This window comes from Agreia sp. Leaf283 (assembly GCF_001422485.1).
Lineage (GTDB): Bacteria > Actinomycetota > Actinomycetes > Actinomycetales > Microbacteriaceae > Agreia.
The window spans coordinates 90,081-106,713 of record NZ_LMNF01000004.1 but is presented as its reverse complement, the minus strand read 5'-3'; the positions used below and the strand labels follow the sequence as shown (position 1 = coordinate 106,713).

The 16,633-nt window shown below is 63.1% G+C and carries 15 protein-coding genes; 7 read left to right on the top strand and 8 right to left on the bottom strand.

The features are described from left to right. The first annotated feature begins 154 nt into the window (after nt 1-154). Both ASF51_RS16695 and ASF51_RS16690 read left to right on the top strand, forming a co-directional pair. Nucleotides 155-1,474 (top strand): PLP-dependent aminotransferase family protein, encoded by a 1,320-nt coding sequence (locus ASF51_RS16695; RefSeq protein ID WP_235497295.1) that lies wholly within the window; start codon nt 155-157, stop codon nt 1,472-1,474. A gap of 2 nt (nt 1,475-1,476) precedes the next feature. After that, a complete protein-coding gene (locus ASF51_RS16690; RefSeq protein ID WP_055932601.1) occupies nt 1,477-2,439 on the top strand; it encodes a D-alanine--D-alanine ligase in 963 nt (320 codons plus the stop codon). A 106-nt stretch (nt 2,440-2,545) separates the two neighbouring features. Here ASF51_RS16690 and ASF51_RS16685 read toward each other — a convergent pair whose 3' ends face one another. The 8 genes from ASF51_RS16685 to rpmH all read right to left on the bottom strand — a co-directional run bounded on the left by ASF51_RS16685 (nt 2,546) and on the right by rpmH (nt 10,401). Further along, nucleotides 2,546-3,547 carry a ParB/RepB/Spo0J family partition protein gene (locus ASF51_RS16685; protein ID WP_055932598.1) on the bottom strand — a complete coding sequence of 334 codons (1,002 nt, stop codon included), beginning with the start codon at nt 3,545-3,547 and terminating at the stop codon, nt 2,546-2,548. Then, a complete protein-coding gene (locus ASF51_RS16680) occupies nt 3,537-4,463 on the bottom strand; it encodes a ParA family protein (RefSeq protein ID WP_055932595.1) in 927 nt (308 codons plus the stop codon). The genes ASF51_RS16685 and ASF51_RS16680 overlap by 11 nt, the downstream gene beginning before the upstream one ends. A gap of 2,885 nt (nt 4,464-7,348) precedes the next feature. Continuing rightward, nucleotides 7,349-7,978, bottom strand: a complete 630-nt coding sequence (gene rsmG, locus ASF51_RS16675; RefSeq protein WP_055933540.1) for a 16S rRNA (guanine(527)-N(7))-methyltransferase RsmG — start codon at nt 7,976-7,978, stop codon at nt 7,349-7,351. A 34-nt stretch (nt 7,979-8,012) separates the two neighbouring features. Next, the gene (locus tag ASF51_RS16670) at nt 8,013-8,510 is read right to left on the bottom strand and encodes a R3H domain-containing nucleic acid-binding protein (protein ID WP_055933536.1); all 498 of its coding nucleotides are present in this window, start codon (nt 8,508-8,510) and stop codon (nt 8,013-8,015) included. Between the two features lie 77 nt (nt 8,511-8,587). Then, a complete protein-coding gene (gene yidC, locus ASF51_RS16665) occupies nt 8,588-9,547 on the bottom strand; it encodes a membrane protein insertase YidC (RefSeq protein ID WP_055932592.1) in 960 nt (319 codons plus the stop codon). Nucleotides 9,548-9,552: 5 nt separating this feature from the next. Further along, nucleotides 9,553-9,864: a membrane protein insertion efficiency factor YidD gene (gene yidD, locus ASF51_RS18845; protein WP_082480596.1), complete on the bottom strand. Its 312-nt coding sequence runs from the start codon at nt 9,862-9,864 to the stop codon at nt 9,553-9,555. Nucleotides 9,865-9,890: 26 nt separating this feature from the next. Next, the gene (gene rnpA, locus ASF51_RS18840; protein ID WP_235497320.1) at nt 9,891-10,196 is read right to left on the bottom strand and encodes a ribonuclease P protein component; all 306 of its coding nucleotides are present in this window, start codon (nt 10,194-10,196) and stop codon (nt 9,891-9,893) included. Between the two features lie 67 nt (nt 10,197-10,263). Beyond that, complete coding sequence (gene rpmH / locus ASF51_RS16660; RefSeq protein WP_010204566.1) at nt 10,264-10,401, bottom strand: 50S ribosomal protein L34; 138 nt, start codon at nt 10,399-10,401, stop codon at nt 10,264-10,266. Between the two features lie 338 nt (nt 10,402-10,739). On the opposite strand from rpmH, the gene dnaA reads away from it, so the two are divergent. The 5 genes from dnaA to ASF51_RS16635 all read left to right on the top strand — a co-directional run bounded on the left by dnaA (nt 10,740) and on the right by ASF51_RS16635 (nt 16,546). Continuing rightward, the gene (gene dnaA, locus ASF51_RS16655) at nt 10,740-12,173 is read left to right on the top strand and encodes a chromosomal replication initiator protein DnaA (RefSeq protein WP_055932589.1); all 1,434 of its coding nucleotides are present in this window, start codon (nt 10,740-10,742) and stop codon (nt 12,171-12,173) included. Between the two features lie 391 nt (nt 12,174-12,564). Further along, the gene (gene dnaN, locus ASF51_RS16650; RefSeq protein WP_055932586.1) at nt 12,565-13,710 is read left to right on the top strand and encodes a DNA polymerase III subunit beta; all 1,146 of its coding nucleotides are present in this window, start codon (nt 12,565-12,567) and stop codon (nt 13,708-13,710) included. Nucleotides 13,711-13,777: 67 nt separating this feature from the next. Further along, nucleotides 13,778-14,668, top strand: a complete 891-nt coding sequence (gnd, locus tag ASF51_RS16645) for a phosphogluconate dehydrogenase (NAD(+)-dependent, decarboxylating) (protein WP_055932583.1) — start codon at nt 13,778-13,780, stop codon at nt 14,666-14,668. An 85-nt stretch (nt 14,669-14,753) separates the two neighbouring features. Then, nucleotides 14,754-16,013 carry a DNA replication/repair protein RecF gene (recF, locus tag ASF51_RS16640; protein WP_055932580.1) on the top strand — a complete coding sequence of 420 codons (1,260 nt, stop codon included), beginning with the start codon at nt 14,754-14,756 and terminating at the stop codon, nt 16,011-16,013. Continuing rightward, entirely contained in the window at nt 16,010-16,546 is a 537-nt protein-coding gene (locus tag ASF51_RS16635) for a DciA family protein (protein ID WP_082480318.1), read from the top strand. Before recF ends, ASF51_RS16635 begins: the two co-directional genes overlap by 4 nt. Nucleotides 16,547-16,633 lie beyond the last annotated feature (87 nt).

Below are 16,633 nucleotides of genomic sequence, written 5' to 3'. Positions count from 1 at the left end.
GCGGGGGGCCTGTCGGCGTTAAGGGCCAGTCGGATGCCTGTGGCCCCGGATGCGTTCCGCCCGGCATTCGACACGCCCGGGGCTGGTTAGTATGGAATTTCGGTCTGGAATCAGGCGATCTGAAACCAGAATGACCCACTGTCAGGACATGCGCGTGAACGACAACACTCGAAGTGGCACAGGAAACAACCTCGACCCCTGGTACGGCAACTACGCCGCCCGGGCGGCAGGCCTGGCGGCCTCCGAGGTGCGTGCACTCTTCGCTGTGGCCTCCCGCCCCGAGGTGGTCTCGCTCGCCGGAGGAATGCCCTTCGTCTCGGGTCTTCCCCAAGACCTCGTCATCGACGCGATGAATCGTGTCATGACCGGCAACGGTGCGGCTGCACTCCAGTACGGATCGGGCCAGGGCGTTCCCGCTCTCCGTGAGCAGATCCTCGACGTCATGGCGCTTGAGGGCATCAAGGCGGGCGTCGACGATGTCGTCGTCACCACGGGCTCGCAGCACGCGCTCGAACTCGTCAGCAAGCTCTTCCTCGACCCGGGCGACGTCGTTCTCTCCGAAGGCCCCAGCTACGTCACCGCCGTGGTCATCTTCAAGTCGTATCAGGCCGAGATCGAGCACGTTCCCATGGACGAGCACGGGCTCATCCCCGAGGCTCTGCGCGAGCATATCGCCGGCCTCAAGCGCGCGGGCAAGCGCATCAAGTTCCTCTACACGATCCCCACCTTCCACAACCCGGCCGGCGTCACGCTCAGCTGGGAACGCCGCATCGAGATCCTCGAAATCTGCCGGTCAGAGGGCATTCTCGTTCTCGAGGACAACCCCTACGGCCTGCTCTACTTCGAAGAGAAGCCGCCCGCCGCCATCCGGTCGCTCGAAACCGACGGCGTCATCTACCTGGGCACCTTCTCGAAGACCCTCGCCCCGGGCTTCCGGGTGGGCTGGGCCCTCGCGCCCCACGCCATCCGCGAGAAACTGATCCTCGCCAACGAGGCAGCCGTGCTCAGCCCGAGTTCGTTCAGCCAGCTCATCATCAGCCAATACCTCGACACGGCCGATTGGAAAGGCCAGATCGACACGTTCCGTGGCATCTACAAGGAGCGCAAAGAGACCATGCTCTCAGCGCTCACCGAGTACCTGCCAGACCTGAGCTGGACCAACCCCAACGGCGGCTTCTACGTCTGGCTCACCCTGCCCGACTATCTCGATTCGAAGCAGATGCTGCCCCGCGCGGTGACCGAACTCGTGGCCTACACGCCCGGAACCGCGTTCTTCGCCGACGGGCAGGGCCGCAACAACATTCGACTCTCGTTCTGCTATCCCACACCGGAGCAGATCAAGCTCGGCATCCGACGCCTCACCAGCGTCATCAACGCGGAGCGCGACCTGCTCGAGTCATTCTCGGCCACAGGGCCCCTCACCGCCGTCCGTCGTGACGACAACTACACAGCACCGCCGCCCAACACCAATTAGGGATGAATACCGTGACCTCTCGTACCGTCGTCGTTCTGGCCGGAGGCATCTCGCACGAGCGCGACGTCTCACTTCGATCGGGTCGGCGCGTGGCCGACGGCCTGCTCGATCGTGGGCACACCGTGATTCTGCGCGAACCGGATGCGTCGCTCCTGTCCTATCTCGAGACGAACCGTCCCGACGTGGTCTGGCCCGCACTGCACGGCGCCAGCGGTGAGGACGGCGCCCTGCGCGCACTGCTGGATGCTCTCGACATCACCTACGTCGGGTCGCAGCCGGGATCCAGTCGGCTGGCCTGGCACAAGCCCACGGCCAAGGTCATCGTGGCGCGTGCCGGGTTCTCCACACCGGAGTCGATCACCCTTCCTCGCGACACGTTCCGGGAGCTAGGTTCCGCCCAGGTTCTCGATCGCGTAGCCAGCCAGTTCGGCACGGACCTCGTCGTGAAGCCGGCCATGGGTGGATCTGCACAGGGCGTCACGATGGTGGCCGACACCGACGACCTTCGTCGCGGCGTGGTCGAGGCGTACACCTACGGCGATGTCGCGCTCATCGAGCGTCGCGTCTCGGGCACTGAGATCTCTGTCGGTGTGATCGACACCGGCGATGGCCCCTACGCGCTGCCCGCCGTCGAGATCGAGCCGCGCCTCGGCGTCTATGGCTACGACGCGCGCTACAACGCGGGGGAGACCCGCTTCTTCACACCCGCTCGCCTGTCGAGTGATATCACCGAGCTGGCCCAGTCCACGGCACTCTCGATTCACAACACGCTGGCGCTTCGCCACATCTCTCGCGTCGACCTGATCGTCGATGATGACGGCGTGGTCTGGTTCCTCGAGGCGAACGTTCTGCCCGGCCTCACGGAGACCTCCCTCGTCCCACAGGCCATCCAGGCTGCAGGGCTCAACCTCGGACAGGTGTACGAGGCTCTCGGCGAGAAGGCAATCGCAGACGCCTCAGCCTGACCTGCAGCCGGAATGTTTCACGTGAAACATGCCCTCCCTGGTCTTTAACAACGCAACCCCGATGTTTCACGTGAAACATCGGGGTTGTTGCGTTTAGGGGAGTGGATCAGGGGCGACCGAAGCCTTTGTCGCCCAGTTCCGCGAGGATGCGATTCAGGTCGCCGATGGTCGCGAAGTCGATGACAATCTGGCCCTTGGTCCTGCCGAGGCTCACCTTCACACGGGTGTCGAGGCGATCGCCCAGCCGATCGGCGATCTCATCGAGGTGACCGCGCTTCGTGCCCGCGGCCGTCTTGGCCTTCGCCGGCTTCGGCACGGCTGTCGCCGCCGCCTCGGCAGCGCGAACCGAGAGGTCCTCGTTCACGATCTTGTCGGCCAGGCGAGTCATCGCGTCGGCATCGCCGGCTGAGAGCACGGCGCGCGCATGGCCCGCGCTCAGAACTCCGGCCGCAACGCGCTTCTGTACGGCGGCCGGTAGGCGAAGCAGGCGAATGGTATTGGTGATCTGGGGGCGCGATCGGCCGATGCGCGTAGCCAGCTCGTCTTGAGTGATGCCGAAGTCGCTCAACAGCTGCTGGTAGGCGGACGCCTCTTCGAGCGGGTTGAGCTCTGAGCGGTGGAGGTTCTCGAGCAGAGCATCGCGCAGCATGTTCTCGTCTGCGGTGTCCTTGACGATCGCCGGGATCGTGTCGAGGCCGACCTGGCGCGTTGCGCGCAGGCGACGCTCGCCCATGACCAACTCGTACTTGGGCTTCTCGCCCTCCACAACGGGTAACGGCCGCACGACGACAGGCTGCAGCACACCGATCTCGCGAATCGACACCACGAGCTCGGCCAGGTCGTCCTCCTTGAAGACGGCGCGCGGCTGCTTCGCGTTGGGAACGATGTCGGCAGGGTTCAGGTGCGCCAGCCGGGCACCCGGCACCTCGACCAGCTCCGTCTCGGGGCGACTCGCCTGGGGCAGCGACGACACCGTCGCATCGCCGCGATCAGCGAAGAAGACATCGACGGGCCTGGCTCCTGGCCGACCGTCGGCGTCGACCGCATCGTTCGTGGGAATGAGGGCGCCGATTCCGCGGCCCAGACCTGTTCTCTTCTTAGTTGCCATCGGTGGGCGCTCCTCTGTCTGCGATCTCGGCTGCGGCCTCGAAATACGAGAGCGCGCCGGGGGAATTGGGGTCGAAGCTGATCACGGTCTGACCATAACTGGGAGCCTCCGACACTCTCACCGACCGCGGGATAACAGCGGTGAGCGTCTGGTCGGGGAAGTGGCTGCGCACATCCTCAGCGACCTGGAAAGCCAAGCGTGTTCGTCCGTCGTACATGGTGAGCAGGATCGTCGACACGGCCAAAGTCGGATTCAGGTGACGCTCGATCAGCTGGATGTTCTTGAGCAGTTGGCTCAGACCCTCGAGTGCGTAGTACTCGCACTGGATGGGGATGAGAACCTCGTGGGCTGCGACGAACGCGTTGATGGTGAGCAGCCCCAACGAGGGAGGGCAATCGATGAAGACGTAGTGGTAGGCGGCGCCGGCGTCGAATGACTCCTGCAGGTAGGTGTCGACGCTGCTGCGCAGCCGCTGCTCGCGGGCGACCATGGGAACGAGTTCGATCTCGGCACCTGCCAGGTCGATGGTCGCCGGCACACAGAACAGGGTGTCGAACTCGGGGCTCTTCTGCACGAGATCCGACATCGGCTCGTCTCGGATCAGAGCGTCGTAGACGCTCGGCGTCTCAGCGCGGTGTTCGACTCCCAATGCTGTCGACGCATTGCCCTGGGGGTCGAGGTCGATGACGAGCACTCGAGCTCCGCTCCGCGCGAGGGCAGCGGCAAGGTTGACCGTCGTCGTGGTCTTGCCCACGCCCCCCTTCTGGTTCGCGACCGTGAACACCCTCGTGGTCTCCGGCAGTGGCACGACACGTTTGGCGAAATTGCGTCGCCGGTTCGAGAGGTCGGCCAGTTCACGAGCCAGGGGCGTCGACGCATCGAATGATGCTGCTCCGCCGATTGCTTCCGTTGACATCCACAAATCCTGACTTGCTGAGTTCCGTTGTCGACCTGTTGAGACCCGAGGTCGGGGGAGGGGGATGGGAGACATCGATCGACCACTGAAACGACCAGATGTCGAAACGAAATCGTCCCTAGACCAAAGTACCTGTCGCCGCTGGAAACTCTAAGTTGAGACCAGAATCGGTCGAATCTGGTCCCGATTTCGGGTTTTTTCGCAGAGCCGAAAATCGCTTAGGATCCGTTTCAGCGAACGAAAAGTTCGGCGCGCACCTTGACTCGCGGCCACAAAGTCGAGTAGGCGAATATGGTGCGAGCGATTGTGGAATGGGGTTGACGAGAATCTGTCCCCACGATGCGTTTCACCGGTAACGCGTCGAGTCGGGAATCATCGACCTACTCCGTCAATGTTTCACGTGAAACACAGCTATCCAAACTGATCGGCCAGCCGGATCCTCCCTTCGCGCTGATTGAGTAGCCGAGCGAGGAACGAGCCGGCGTATCGAAATCACTTTACGGTGGCCTCGATATACCTGCGGCCGGCCTACTTGGCCGGAGCACTTCGTCCGCCAGAATCCCCTTCACGGACAGTGCGGGCCCGACGGCCAACCCAGCCGAGTCGACTAAGCGGAGGGACATCGATTGAGCACACGAACGCGCCGATTGAGTAGCCGCGCGAGGAACGAGCCAGCGTATCGAAATCACCTCACAGCGGCCTCCTTATATCCGTGGCCCGCCTGCTCCGGAGCACTTCGTCTGCCAGAGTCCCCGCCACGAACAGTGCTGGCCGGTCAGGCGAACAGGCCGGACCGACTCGGCGGAGGGACATCGACTGAACACACGAACGCACCGATTGCGTAACCACGCGAAGCACGAGCCGGCATCTCAGAACCATCCACCGAGGCCGCGATACGGCCGCAGGCGGTTTACTCGACCGGCGCACTTCTTCGACAGAGCGTAGCGCTGAGACCAGAACGACCGGCGGTCGGGAATCCACTGTCCCGCCGGGGACTATCCGGCCGAGAGGTCTGTCCGGGCGGGGGAGTACTCACAGACCGTCCTGATACCCGGATCGAATATCCATACGAGGAGCGATCTCGCGAATCGACATCACCTGAAAGTAGTCCCGATACTGCGGAAGCGGCCCTGCGGCAAGCGGCCTACTGGACCGGCACATGTCCTCGCCAATGGTCGCGTGTTTCACGTGAAACATAGGCGTTCAGGATCGGCGGGAAGGTCAATCGAAACCCTCGCGCCGATTGAGTAGCCACGCTAGGAACGAACCGGCGTATCACAATCACCACACAGCGGCCTCGATACGGCCGCGGCCAGCGAGACAAGCGCGTCGGAATCCACTGTGCCTCCCAGGGACTGTCCGGACGATAGACCGTTCGGCCGGGGGAGTACTCACAGACCATCCTGATGCCCTGATCGAGTAACCACATGAGGATCGAGAAGGCGAAAGGAGATCAGTGAAAGTGGCCTCGATGCGGCCGCGGGCGGCCTACTCGACCGGCGCGCGCTGTCGCCGATGATCGCATGTTTCACGTGAAACATAGGCGTCCAGAATCGGCGAAAAGGTCAATCTAAACTCTCGCGCCGATTGAGTAGCCACGGGAGGAACGAGCGGGCGTATCGAAATCACCTCACAGTGGCCTCGATACTGCCGCGGGCGGCCTATCCGACCGGCGGACCTTGTCGACAGAACCTCCCGCTGCAACCAGAACGACCGGCGCATCCGAATCCACTGTCCCCCGCCGGGGACTAACCGGCCGAGAAGCCTGTCCGGCCGCGGGCGTACTCACAGACCATGCTCATGCCCGGATCACGTAACTACACGGGGATCATGCAGACGAGTAAACGTCCCCTGGCCGTGGCCTCGATACGGCCGCAAGCGGCCTAATCGACAGGCGCATCTCGTTGCCGATGGCCGCATGTTTCACGTGAAACATCGAGCCCGGAATAGGACGACAAGTCGATCTCATCAATCTCGCAGATTGAGTAGCCACGCGAGCAACGAGCCGACAGGGCCGCAATCGACCTACTCGATCGGCGGGCTTTCTTTTCCAGTAGCGGTCACCACGTCGAGCCGACGGAACCAGCGCACCGGAACTCAATGTTCGACCGGGGGACTATTGACTGAACATCGGAATGCGCCGATTGAGTAGCCGCGCGCGGAACAAGAACGGCTTATCGAAATCACTCGCGGTGGCCGCGACCGGTCTCATCAGCCGGTCAAACACACGCGTTCTCTGGGCAACTCAGGCCCGGCGCCGCTGGGTCGTTACTGCATTCCAGTTCATCGCTGCAGGCGCACCGCCCGGGGCGCCTGGCCCATGATCGTAAGAGTGTCTGCCTTCCGCCCGGAGTATGACGCCCTCATGCATCTCAGTCAGGACCGATCCAGGGGAGGGGTTCCTGAAACCCAGCCCGAATCTCGATGGCCCCATCCGCCACGGAGAACATGAACGCGATCACTGCTGCCGTATCCCATAAGACAGGCCTCGCGAGCAGGGGACAGCAGCAACACCAGACCACCGCGCGACACCACTCACCACCGCGGACCGACGACCCACAACGCCTCGAGCTGCTTCGAGCTCATGCCCAGAATCCGCTTGACGAGACTGTCCCCAGCTCCATTCTGAGCCAGACCAGCATCTGCCGGAGACAGTGTCACCATGAGTCACTGTCCCGGACGTCAAGTCGCGACCCCCAACCAAGACAAGGGTCCGCTTCACTTAGTTCCGGCGCGGGTTCTCCACGCATTCGGAAAAACCGGCCGGTCTGTGGGGCTCTTCGTCCTTTCCTGCTGTCCAGAAAAAGACCGATTGCCACGGTCGCACACGAACCAACCCGTGGTCAGCGCGCCCATCGATGTTTCACGTGAAACATCGGCTTCTCTCAGGAGACCGTGGCTCGGATCACCCGGGTGGTCTCGGGCAGTGTTCCCTCGCCCAGCTCGATGACCTCGACGTCGCGGAGTTTGAAACGGCGGATCTGCTTCTCGGCGGCCTCGACCTCCTTGGCTGCGTTGATGCCCTTCATCAGAATGAACTCGCCACCCGGAACAACCAGGGGAGCGCACATGGGGATGAGCTTCGAGAAGGCGCTCACAGCTCGGGCTGTCAGCTGATCGAAGCCCTCGGGCAGACGCACATCTTCGGCCCGATCACGCAGCACCACCACGTTGTCGAGCTCGAGTTCTTGCACCTGATCATTCAGCCACTTCACCCGACGCTCCATCGGCTCGATGAGGGTGAAGTGAACGTCGGGTCGGGCGATCGCCAGAACAATGCCCGGCAGACCAGCTCCACTGCCGATGTCTCCAACCGTGCCCCCGCGCAGCAGCGGCGCCACGATCGCACAGTTGAGGATATGCCGGGTCCACAGGCGGGGGAGCTCGAGCGGTCCGATCAAGCCGTACTCCTCGCCGTGGGTGGCGAGGGCGTTCGTGAATCGACGAGCGAGCTCGATGCGGTCTCCGAAGAGCTCAGCCGCAACGGCGGGCTCGGCTTCGGTGTTCTCAGGGATGCTCACTGCGGTGCCGGGGTAGTGGGGGAGTGGGTCAGGCGCGCGTGATGACGGTGTGACGGTCGCGGCCGTCGCCCTCCGACGCCGACACGAAGCCGCGCTCGGCCACGATGTCGTGAACCAGCTTGCGCTCGTACGACGACATAGGCTCCAGCGCGGCCGACTCGTCGCCGGCCTCGATCTTCGCAACAGCGGCGTCGACGAGACGACCCAGCTCGGCCTGGCGAGCCTCACGGCTTCCGCCGACATCGAGAATCAGGCGGCTGAAAGCGCCGGTCTTGGTCTGAACCGCAAGGCGCGTGAGTTCCTGAAGAGCGTTCACCGTGTCGGGCTTCGACAGCACTCGGATGTTGCTGTCGCCGGAAGCGTTGACCGAGATGTAGGCACGGCCACCACGAGTGTCGATGTCGATATCGCCGTCGAGGTCGCAGATGTCGAGAAGCTCTTCGATGTAGTCGGCTGCGATATCGCCCTCGTCGTCGAGGTTCGCCTCAGGCGTCGACTCCGACGATTCGACAGGATCGGTGCCGATGGCGGCCTCGTCGACGACCTCGACGACGACATCCGTCTCGTCGTTCGACACGGTTGCGGCGTCTGTTGTCACGTCACTCACTTGGATCCACCCTGCTTCTTGGCTCGGTTCTTGCTCACGGGCTGCTGCCGCTGCGTCGTCTTCGGGGTCTGGTCTTCGACGACCTCGTCGCTCAGAGGACCGTCCTTGATCACGAGTTTGCCCCGCTTCGCGAGTCGTGCCTCGCGCGCCGCGGCCGCCTCACTGCCCGGTGTGGGCATGTTCCGGATGACCAGGAACTGCTGCCCCATGGTCCAGAAGTTGGAGGTGAGCCAGTAGAACATCACGCCCAGCGGGAAGGCCACGCCGGAGAAGATGAAGACAACGGGAAGGATGTAGAGCAGGATGCGCTGCTGCTTGAACATCGGGCTGTTCTTGGCCTCGGGCGACTGGTTCTTCGACATGATCTGCAGCTGCGTGATGAACTGCGAAGCCGTCATCAGGGCGATCATCGTGACAGCGAAGACGATGACGAGAACACTGCCCTCGTTGTTCGCGAGGGTCGCCTTGAGCGGTGCGCCGAACAGATCGGACTCTCCGAATGACTTGGCCAGTGCCTCATTGAGGAGCCCGACGCCACCTCCGGGCTTCTCGTGCTGCGCGTCGTTGAGCACGGAGAAGAGCGAGAAGAAGATCGGCATCTGCAAAAGCAGCGGCAGGCAGGAACTCAGCGGATTGGTGCCCGTGCGCTTGTAGAGCTCCATGGTCTCGCGCGACATCGCCTCGCGGGAGAACTGGTCTTTCTTGCCTTTGTATTTGTCTTGGATCTTCTTCAGCTGTGGCGCGACCTCGAGCATCTTGCGCTGGCTCTTGATCTGCCGCACGAAGATGGGGATGAGGGCGGCCCGGATCACCAGCACCAGGCCGACGATGGATAGCACCCACGTGAGGCCGTCATCGGGGTTGAGCCCGACCCACGTCCAGACGTAGTGGAATGCGACCAGGATGAGTTCGACGACCCATTTGATCGGCCAAAGTATGGTGCCGAGGAGATCCAAAGCGTCTAGCCCTTTCCGTGGCTACGTGGAACAACGAATCCGAACGGCGTCAGCGCGTATCGGGGGTTCTTGGCGGGTCGCACATCGTCGACACCGCCGGCCGCCCAGGGGTGACACCGCGCGATACGCAGGATGCCGAGACCGGTTCCCACAGACAATCCACGTTGCTGAATTGCCTGGAGGGTGTACGACGAACAAGAGGGGTAATACCTGCAGACATCTCCGTATAGAGGAGAGATCACTGCCCTGTACCCGCGGAGAAGGAGCACCGCCGCGTTGCGGGGAAGCAGGAATACGCTGATCAGCACGTATTTCATCGAGATGGAGGAAACCGGAACCGTCGTCATACGAGTGCGGATCCCTTCCGGAGCGATGCGGCCAACTCCTGGCAGAGTACGCCGTAAGGCTGAGATGCAGCCCCGGGAAGAGCCCGGACCACGACATCGGTTCCTGGCTTCACCTGGTCGAGCATGCTGTAGCTGGCGGCTTTCAACCGTCTGCGCACCCTGTTGCGGATCACAGCCACGCCCACAGACTTGGCCACGATGAATCCGAACCGGGGAGCACCGGCAGCGGACTCGTCGTTTTTGGGTGCGCGAAGGTACGTCACGGCATTCGGGGACACGAAACGTGTTCCCCGCCGGACCACACCGCGATAGTCATCAGCGGTGGTGATCCGGTTGGCGTGAGCCAACACAGCGAAACGAGGTCGGCTGCTACGCGGAGAGCTCGGTGCGACCCTTGCGGCGACGAGCGCCGAGGATGGCGCGGCCGGCGCGCGTGCGCATGCGCAGACGGAAGCCGTGCACCTTGGCGCGGCGGCGGTTGTTCGGCTGGAAAGTTCTCTTGCTCATGGTGTGTTCTCCGTGGCCCGGACCTCATCGCGTGTGCACGACAGGGAACCGGGAAAGTAAGTGCGGGCCGATTGGCCACAAGTCAACTGATTAAACCTACGACCTCGAATGCCAATGGTCAAACTTCACGGGCACAAAGAATCAATTATCCACAGACTGTGGAAACTGCCTGTGCATGACACGCGTAGAGTCAATACAGTGAGCTTGCCCTGCCGCATGGCAGCAACTAGCTTAGTTATCCAGCCCGCTGGCGCTCGGGGACGCTCAGCACGCCGGCTCTAACTGCCTTCGTTTTCCACAGGCAGATTTGTTTTTTCATATTGTTCGACGGGAGTTCCATGGCTGAGGATGACACCTCGACGGAAGGCCAGTGGCGTTCCGTACTTCAGGCACTGTCCCGTGACGAACGAATCACACCGCAGCTCCGCGGCTTCCTCGGTCTGGTGGTGCCCAAGGGCATCATGGCCGGATCCTTCTACCTCGAAGTGCCCAACGACTTCACCCGCGACATGCTCGAGTTGAGAGTGCGCCCGTCATTGCTGACGGCGATCGGCCAGCTCGACTCCGGCCTCGACGTCACCAACTTCTCCGTGGTGGTGAACCCCGAGATCAGCGGATCCGAGATGGCCGGCCAGGCCGAGGCATCCGAACCCGTCTACATCGAGACGCCGCCCGTGCAGCAGCAGCCGACGCCCGCACAGGAGACCGTCGGGCCGCCCCGCAATAACGACACCCGGCTCAACCCGAAGTACAGTTTCGACAACTTCGTCATCGGCGGCTCGAACCGCTTCGCCCACGCCGCGGCGGTGGCCGTTGCCGAGGCACCGGCCAAGGCCTACAACCCGCTCTTCATCTATGGAGACTCCGGTCTCGGCAAGACCCACCTCTTGCACGCCATCGGCCACTACGCCATGAGCCTCTATCCCGGGGTGCGCGTTCGCTACGTGTCGAGCGAGGAATTCACCAACGACTTCATCAACTCGATCGCGAACAACAGGGGAGCGGCCTTCCACTCCCGCTACCGCGACATCGATCTGCTCCTCATCGACGACATCCAGTTTTTGCAGGGCAAGGCCGAGACCCAGGAAGCCTTCTTCCACACCTTCAACACCCTGCACGACCACAACAAGCAGGTCGTCATCACGTCGGACCTTCCGCCGAAGGCCCTGACCGGATTCGAAGACCGCATGCGAACGCGGTTCGAATGGGGTCTCATCACAGACGTGCAGACGCCCGACCTCGAGACGCGCATCGCCATCCTCCGCAAGAAAGCGCAGAGCGAGAAGCTGCGCGTTCCCGACGACATCCTCGAATACATGGCCACCAAGGTCTCCTCCAATGTGCGCGAGCTCGAGGGAACCCTCATCCGGGTCACGGCGTTCGCCAGCCTCAATCGCACGCCCGTCGACATGCAGCTCGTGCAGACCGTGCTCAAAGACCTCATCACCCTCGATGAAGACAACATCATCGCGCCGGTCGACATCATCAACCACACGGCCGAGTACTTCAAGCTGTCGGTCGACGATCTCTACGGCTCGTCGAGATCGCAGGCGATCGCGACTGCACGACAGATCGCTATGTACCTGTGCCGCGAGATGACGAGTCTCTCGCTGCCGAAGATCGGCCAGTTGTTCGGGGGCCGGGACCACACCACGGTGATGTACGCGAACAACAAGATCGGCAAGCTCATGACCGAGAAGCGGTCGATCTACAACCAGGTCACCGAAGTGAGCAATCGCATCAAGCACAACCAGCGTTACAAAGACGTCTGATCGCGCCTCGCACCGTGCCATCGCACAGCACTTTCCACAGCTTGTGCAGAAGCTGTGGATAACGGCTCCGAATGTGTGAGCAGATGGCCCCGAGTTGTGGAGTCGTTAATCCCACGTTCGTCGCGGGGTCGAGTTGTGGATGCGTGCCGCACACGATTTCTACATCTCACACTCGTGTAGTTCCCTACGCACGACTGCAATCCACAGAAGTTATCCACATATCCACAGCGGTTAAGACCATTAACGTTTAATTCAATTAATCCAGCCCCCGACAACCTTTCCGACGGCGTCGCCCTCGAATCACAAAAACCGTCGACGGTGTCGTCACCCGCTAGCATTGAGGCCAATCAGCAACCCATCTCAACTGGCCGATCTCGTATGGAGTGCCTTCGTGAAGTTCCAAGCCAACAGAGACGTCTTCAGCGAAGCCGTCTCCTTCGCCGTCAAGCTGTTGCCTCAGCGAACCACTCTGCCGATCCTCTCCGGAATCCTCATCAAGGCCGATGAAGACGGACTCACGCTGTCGTCGTTCGATTACGAAGTCTCGGCTCAAACTCAGATCGCCGCAGACGTCGAAGAGCCCGGCACCGTCCTGGTCTCAGGCCGTCTGCTGTCCGACATCGCGAGCAAGCTCCCCAACGCTCCCGTGCGCTTCGCCTCAGAAGACTCACGCATCACCGTCTCGAGCGGGTCAGCCAAGTTCACGCTGCTGAGCATGCCGGTCGAGGAGTACCCGAGCCTTCCGCAGATCGGCGAGGAATCGGGCATCCTGCCCGCCGACAAGTTCGCCGCCGCCGTGGCCCAGGTCGCCGTGGCCGCATCTCGAGACGACGTCACGCCCGTCATCACCGGCGTGCAGCTCGAGGTCTCCGACAACACGCTCTCGCTCGTCGCCACCGACCGCTACCGCGTCGCCGTGCGCAACATCGACTGGGATTCGGGTGACGCCGGAGTCACCACGGCGAGCGCGCTCGTTCCCGCGAAGACGCTTCAGGAGGTCGGCAAGACCTTCGGCAACGCCGGCACGATCTCGGTCTCGATCACCAACACCGACGACCGCGAACTGATCGCCTTCCGCGCCGACAAGAAGACCGTCACGTCGCTGCTCATCAAGGGCAACTTCCCTCCCGTGAAGCGCCTGTTCCCCGAGACCGTCGACAACTACGCGGTCATCAACACGGCCGAACTCATCGAGTCGACTCGCCGTGTCAGCCTCGTTCTCGAGCGCGAGGCCGCGCTCCGCTTCTCGTTCACGATCGACGGTGTCACCCTCGAGGCCATCGGCTCCGAGCAGGCCCAGGCATCCGAATCGATCGACGCACTCCTCACCGGCTCCGACACCGTCGTCTCGCTGAAACCACAGTTCCTGCTTGATGGTCTGAGTGCTGTGCACTCGGAATACGTTCGGATCTCGTTCACCAAGACCGACAACCCGAACAAGCCGGGCCCCGTGCTCATCACGAGCCAGTCGTCCAAAGACCAGCCCGGCACAGACGACTACAAATACCTGCTGCAGCCGAACCTGTTGCTGCGGTAATTCACCGGATGCCGGTGGCCGGGATCCCGGGCGCCGTCACCCACGTATTCGTCAAGGAGATTTCGTAATGCACATTGGACTCGTCGGTCTCGGCAAGATGGGCAACAACATGCGTGCGCGACTGCGCAACGCCGGTCACGAGGTGACGGGATACGACAACAACCCGGCCGTCTCCGACGTCGCCGATCTCGCCGCCCTCGCAGCCGCCCTGCCCAGCCCCCGCATCGTGTGGGTCATGGTTCCCGCCGGCAAGATCACCGATTCGGTCATCACCGAGCTCGGCACGGTCCTGTCCGACGGCGACCTGGTCATCGACGGAGGCAACTCGCGCTTCACCGAGGACTTCAAGCACGCCGCGGAGCTCGAGCCCAAGGGCATCGGCTATGTGGATGCCGGAGTCTCGGGCGGCATCTGGGGCCTCGAGAACGGTTACGGCCTGATGGTCGGCGGCACCAAGGCCAACGTCGAGCTGCTCATGCCGATCTTCGACGCGCTCCGCCCCGAGGGCCCCCGCGAGGAGGGCTTCGTGCACGTGGGCGAGGTCGGTGCAGGCCACTACGCCAAGATGGTGCACAACGGCATCGAATACGCACTGATGCAGGCCTACGCCGAGGGCTACGAGCTGCTCGACACCCGCAAAGACATCATCAAAGACGTCACGGGAACCTTCAAGGCCTGGCAGCGCGGAACCGTCGTTCGCTCCTGGCTGCTCGAGCTCCTCGTTCAGGCTCTCGAGCAGGACCCGGAGTTCGAAGAGATCGAGGGCTACGTCGAGGACTCGGGTGAAGGCCGCTGGACGATCGAGGAGGCCATCGCGAACGCCGTTCCCGTACCCACGATCTCCGCGTCGATCTTCGCTCGCTTCGTCTCCCGCCAGGAGGACTCGCCGTCGATGAAGGCCGTCGCCGCGCTGCGCAACCAGTTCGGTGGCCACGCGGTCAAGAAGGCCGAAGACTAGAAGTGATGTCGTTCCCTGAGCTCGTCGAAGGGCCCCCCTTCGACAAGCTCAGGGAACAGAACATCCGGAAGACAGGAGAGAACCCGTGCTCGTTCGGCATCTCTCCCTCGTCGACTTCCGCAACTACATCACCGCAGAGGTCGGCCTCGAGCCGGGGCCGAATCTCTTCGTGGGCAGCAACGGCCAGGGCAAGACCAACCTCGTCGAGTCCCTCGGCTATCTGAGCAGCCTGGGGTCCCACCGCGTCTCGGTCGATCACGCGATGATCCGCGCCGGTCAGAACGCAGCCATCGTGCGGGCCAGGCTCGAGCACGATGCCCGCGAACTGCTGGTCGAGGTGCAGATCAACCGCTCGAGCGCCAACAGGGCCCAAGTCAACAGGTCGGTCATCAAGCCCCGGGAGCTCCCGCGGTATTTCTCGTCTGTTCTCTTCGCCCCCGAAGACCTGGCTCTGATCCGGGGCGAGCCGTCGGGTCGGCGCCGATTCCTCGATCAGCTGCTCGTCGCCCGCACTCCTCGGCTCGCCGGTGTGCAGTCCGACTACGAGAGAGTGCTGAAGCAGCGCAACACGCTCCTCAAGTCCGCGCGGGCCCAGGGCCTGCGCGGCGCGAATCTGTCCACGCTCGACATCTGGGACGAACGCCTGGTCGAACTCGGCAGCGAGCTGATCGCCGAACGGGTCGCCCTGGTCGGCAGGCTCCACCCTCTCGTCGTCGACGCGTACCGCTCCATCGCGGGAGCCGATCACCGGCCGGCGCTCGGCAATCGGCTCAGCGTGCTGTCCGCGCATCCGGATGCCGATGAGCAGGGCGACGACGGATTCGCCGTTCCCGAGGGCACCACGAAAGACGCGCTGACGCGCGAGGTCATCGCCGGCCTGTTCCGTGAGGGCCTCGCCCGCGTGCGGCGACAGGAGCTCGACCGCGGACTCACCCTCATCGGGCCGCACCGCGACGATCTCGTCTTCGAGCTCAACGGACTGCCGGCGAAGGGATACGCCAGCCATGGGGAGTCGTGGTCGTATGCGCTCTCGCTCAAACTCTCCGCCGCCGCGCTTCTGCGCATCGAGTCGCCCACCGGCGACCCGGTGGTGATTCTCGACGACGTGTTCGCCGAGCTCGACGAGGCGAGACGGCAGCGACTCGCCATCGCTGTCGCCGACTACGAGCAGGTGCTGATCACGGCAGCGGTCTACGACGATGTGCCTCCGTCGCTCACCCCGCACACGGTGCGCATCAGCGCGGGAACGATCGTCGACCCGAGCGTGCCGTTCCCTGAGCCCGACCCGTCGTCGCTCCCTGAGCCTGCGTCGTTCCCTGAGCCTGTCGAAGGGGACACACCGTGAGCGACGCCGGCCCTTCGACAGGCTCAGGGAACGAGACCTCAGGGAACGAACCGAATCTCTCCTCCTCTGTGTACCTGAGGTTCAAAGAGGTGTTCGGCGATGCGTCGAGCCGCAGATACGGAACGCGCAAGCGCCGCATCCGGGAGCCCGTCGCGGAGAGCGAGGCCTACGGCCGGGGACGAGACCCCAAGGGCATCTCCGACGTGATGACCGCGATGACGAGCGAGCTGGGCTGGGCCACCCCCCTGGCGAAGTCCGACCTGCTTCTCGCGTGGACCGAGATCGCGGGCGCAGACACCGCGGAACACAGCTTCCCCCTCGACGTCACCGACTCCGTTCTCACCGTTCAATGCGACTCCACGGCCTGGGCCACGCAGCTGAGGCACATGCGCACGATGATCATGACGCGCATCGCCCAGTCGTACCCCGACGCGGGCATCGAGACCGTTCGCTTTCAGGCACCCCACGCACCGTCCTGGAAAAAGGGCTCCAGATCAATTCCAGGGCGTGGTCCTCGCGATACCTACGGTTGACGTGACAAATACGGTCACCCGGTCAGAATAAACGGCTCAGATCGCCGTAGAGCCGTTTAAAACACGTTGGCTTTGCTAGAATTAAGG

What these genes read in the sequence shown, in the direction of transcription:
- rpmH (WP_010204566.1), bottom strand. Translation starts at nt 10,401, where the DNA reads ATGAGCAAGAGAACTTTCCAGCCGAACAACCGCCGCCGCGCCAAGGTG.
- yidD (WP_082480596.1), bottom strand. Translation starts at nt 9,864, where the DNA reads ATGAAATACGTGCTGATCAGCGTATTCCTGCTTCCCCGCAACGCGGCG.
- dnaA (WP_055932589.1), top strand. Translation starts at nt 10,740, where the DNA reads ATGGCTGAGGATGACACCTCGACGGAAGGCCAGTGGCGTTCCGTACTT.
- ASF51_RS16690 (WP_055932601.1), top strand. Translation starts at nt 1,477, where the DNA reads ATGAATACCGTGACCTCTCGTACCGTCGTCGTTCTGGCCGGAGGCATC.
- ASF51_RS16685 (WP_055932598.1), bottom strand. Translation starts at nt 3,547, where the DNA reads ATGGCAACTAAGAAGAGAACAGGTCTGGGCCGCGGAATCGGCGCCCTC.
- gnd (WP_055932583.1), top strand. Translation starts at nt 13,778, where the DNA reads ATGCACATTGGACTCGTCGGTCTCGGCAAGATGGGCAACAACATGCGT.
- ASF51_RS16680 (WP_055932595.1), bottom strand. Translation starts at nt 4,463, where the DNA reads ATGTCAACGGAAGCAATCGGCGGAGCAGCATCATTCGATGCGTCGACG.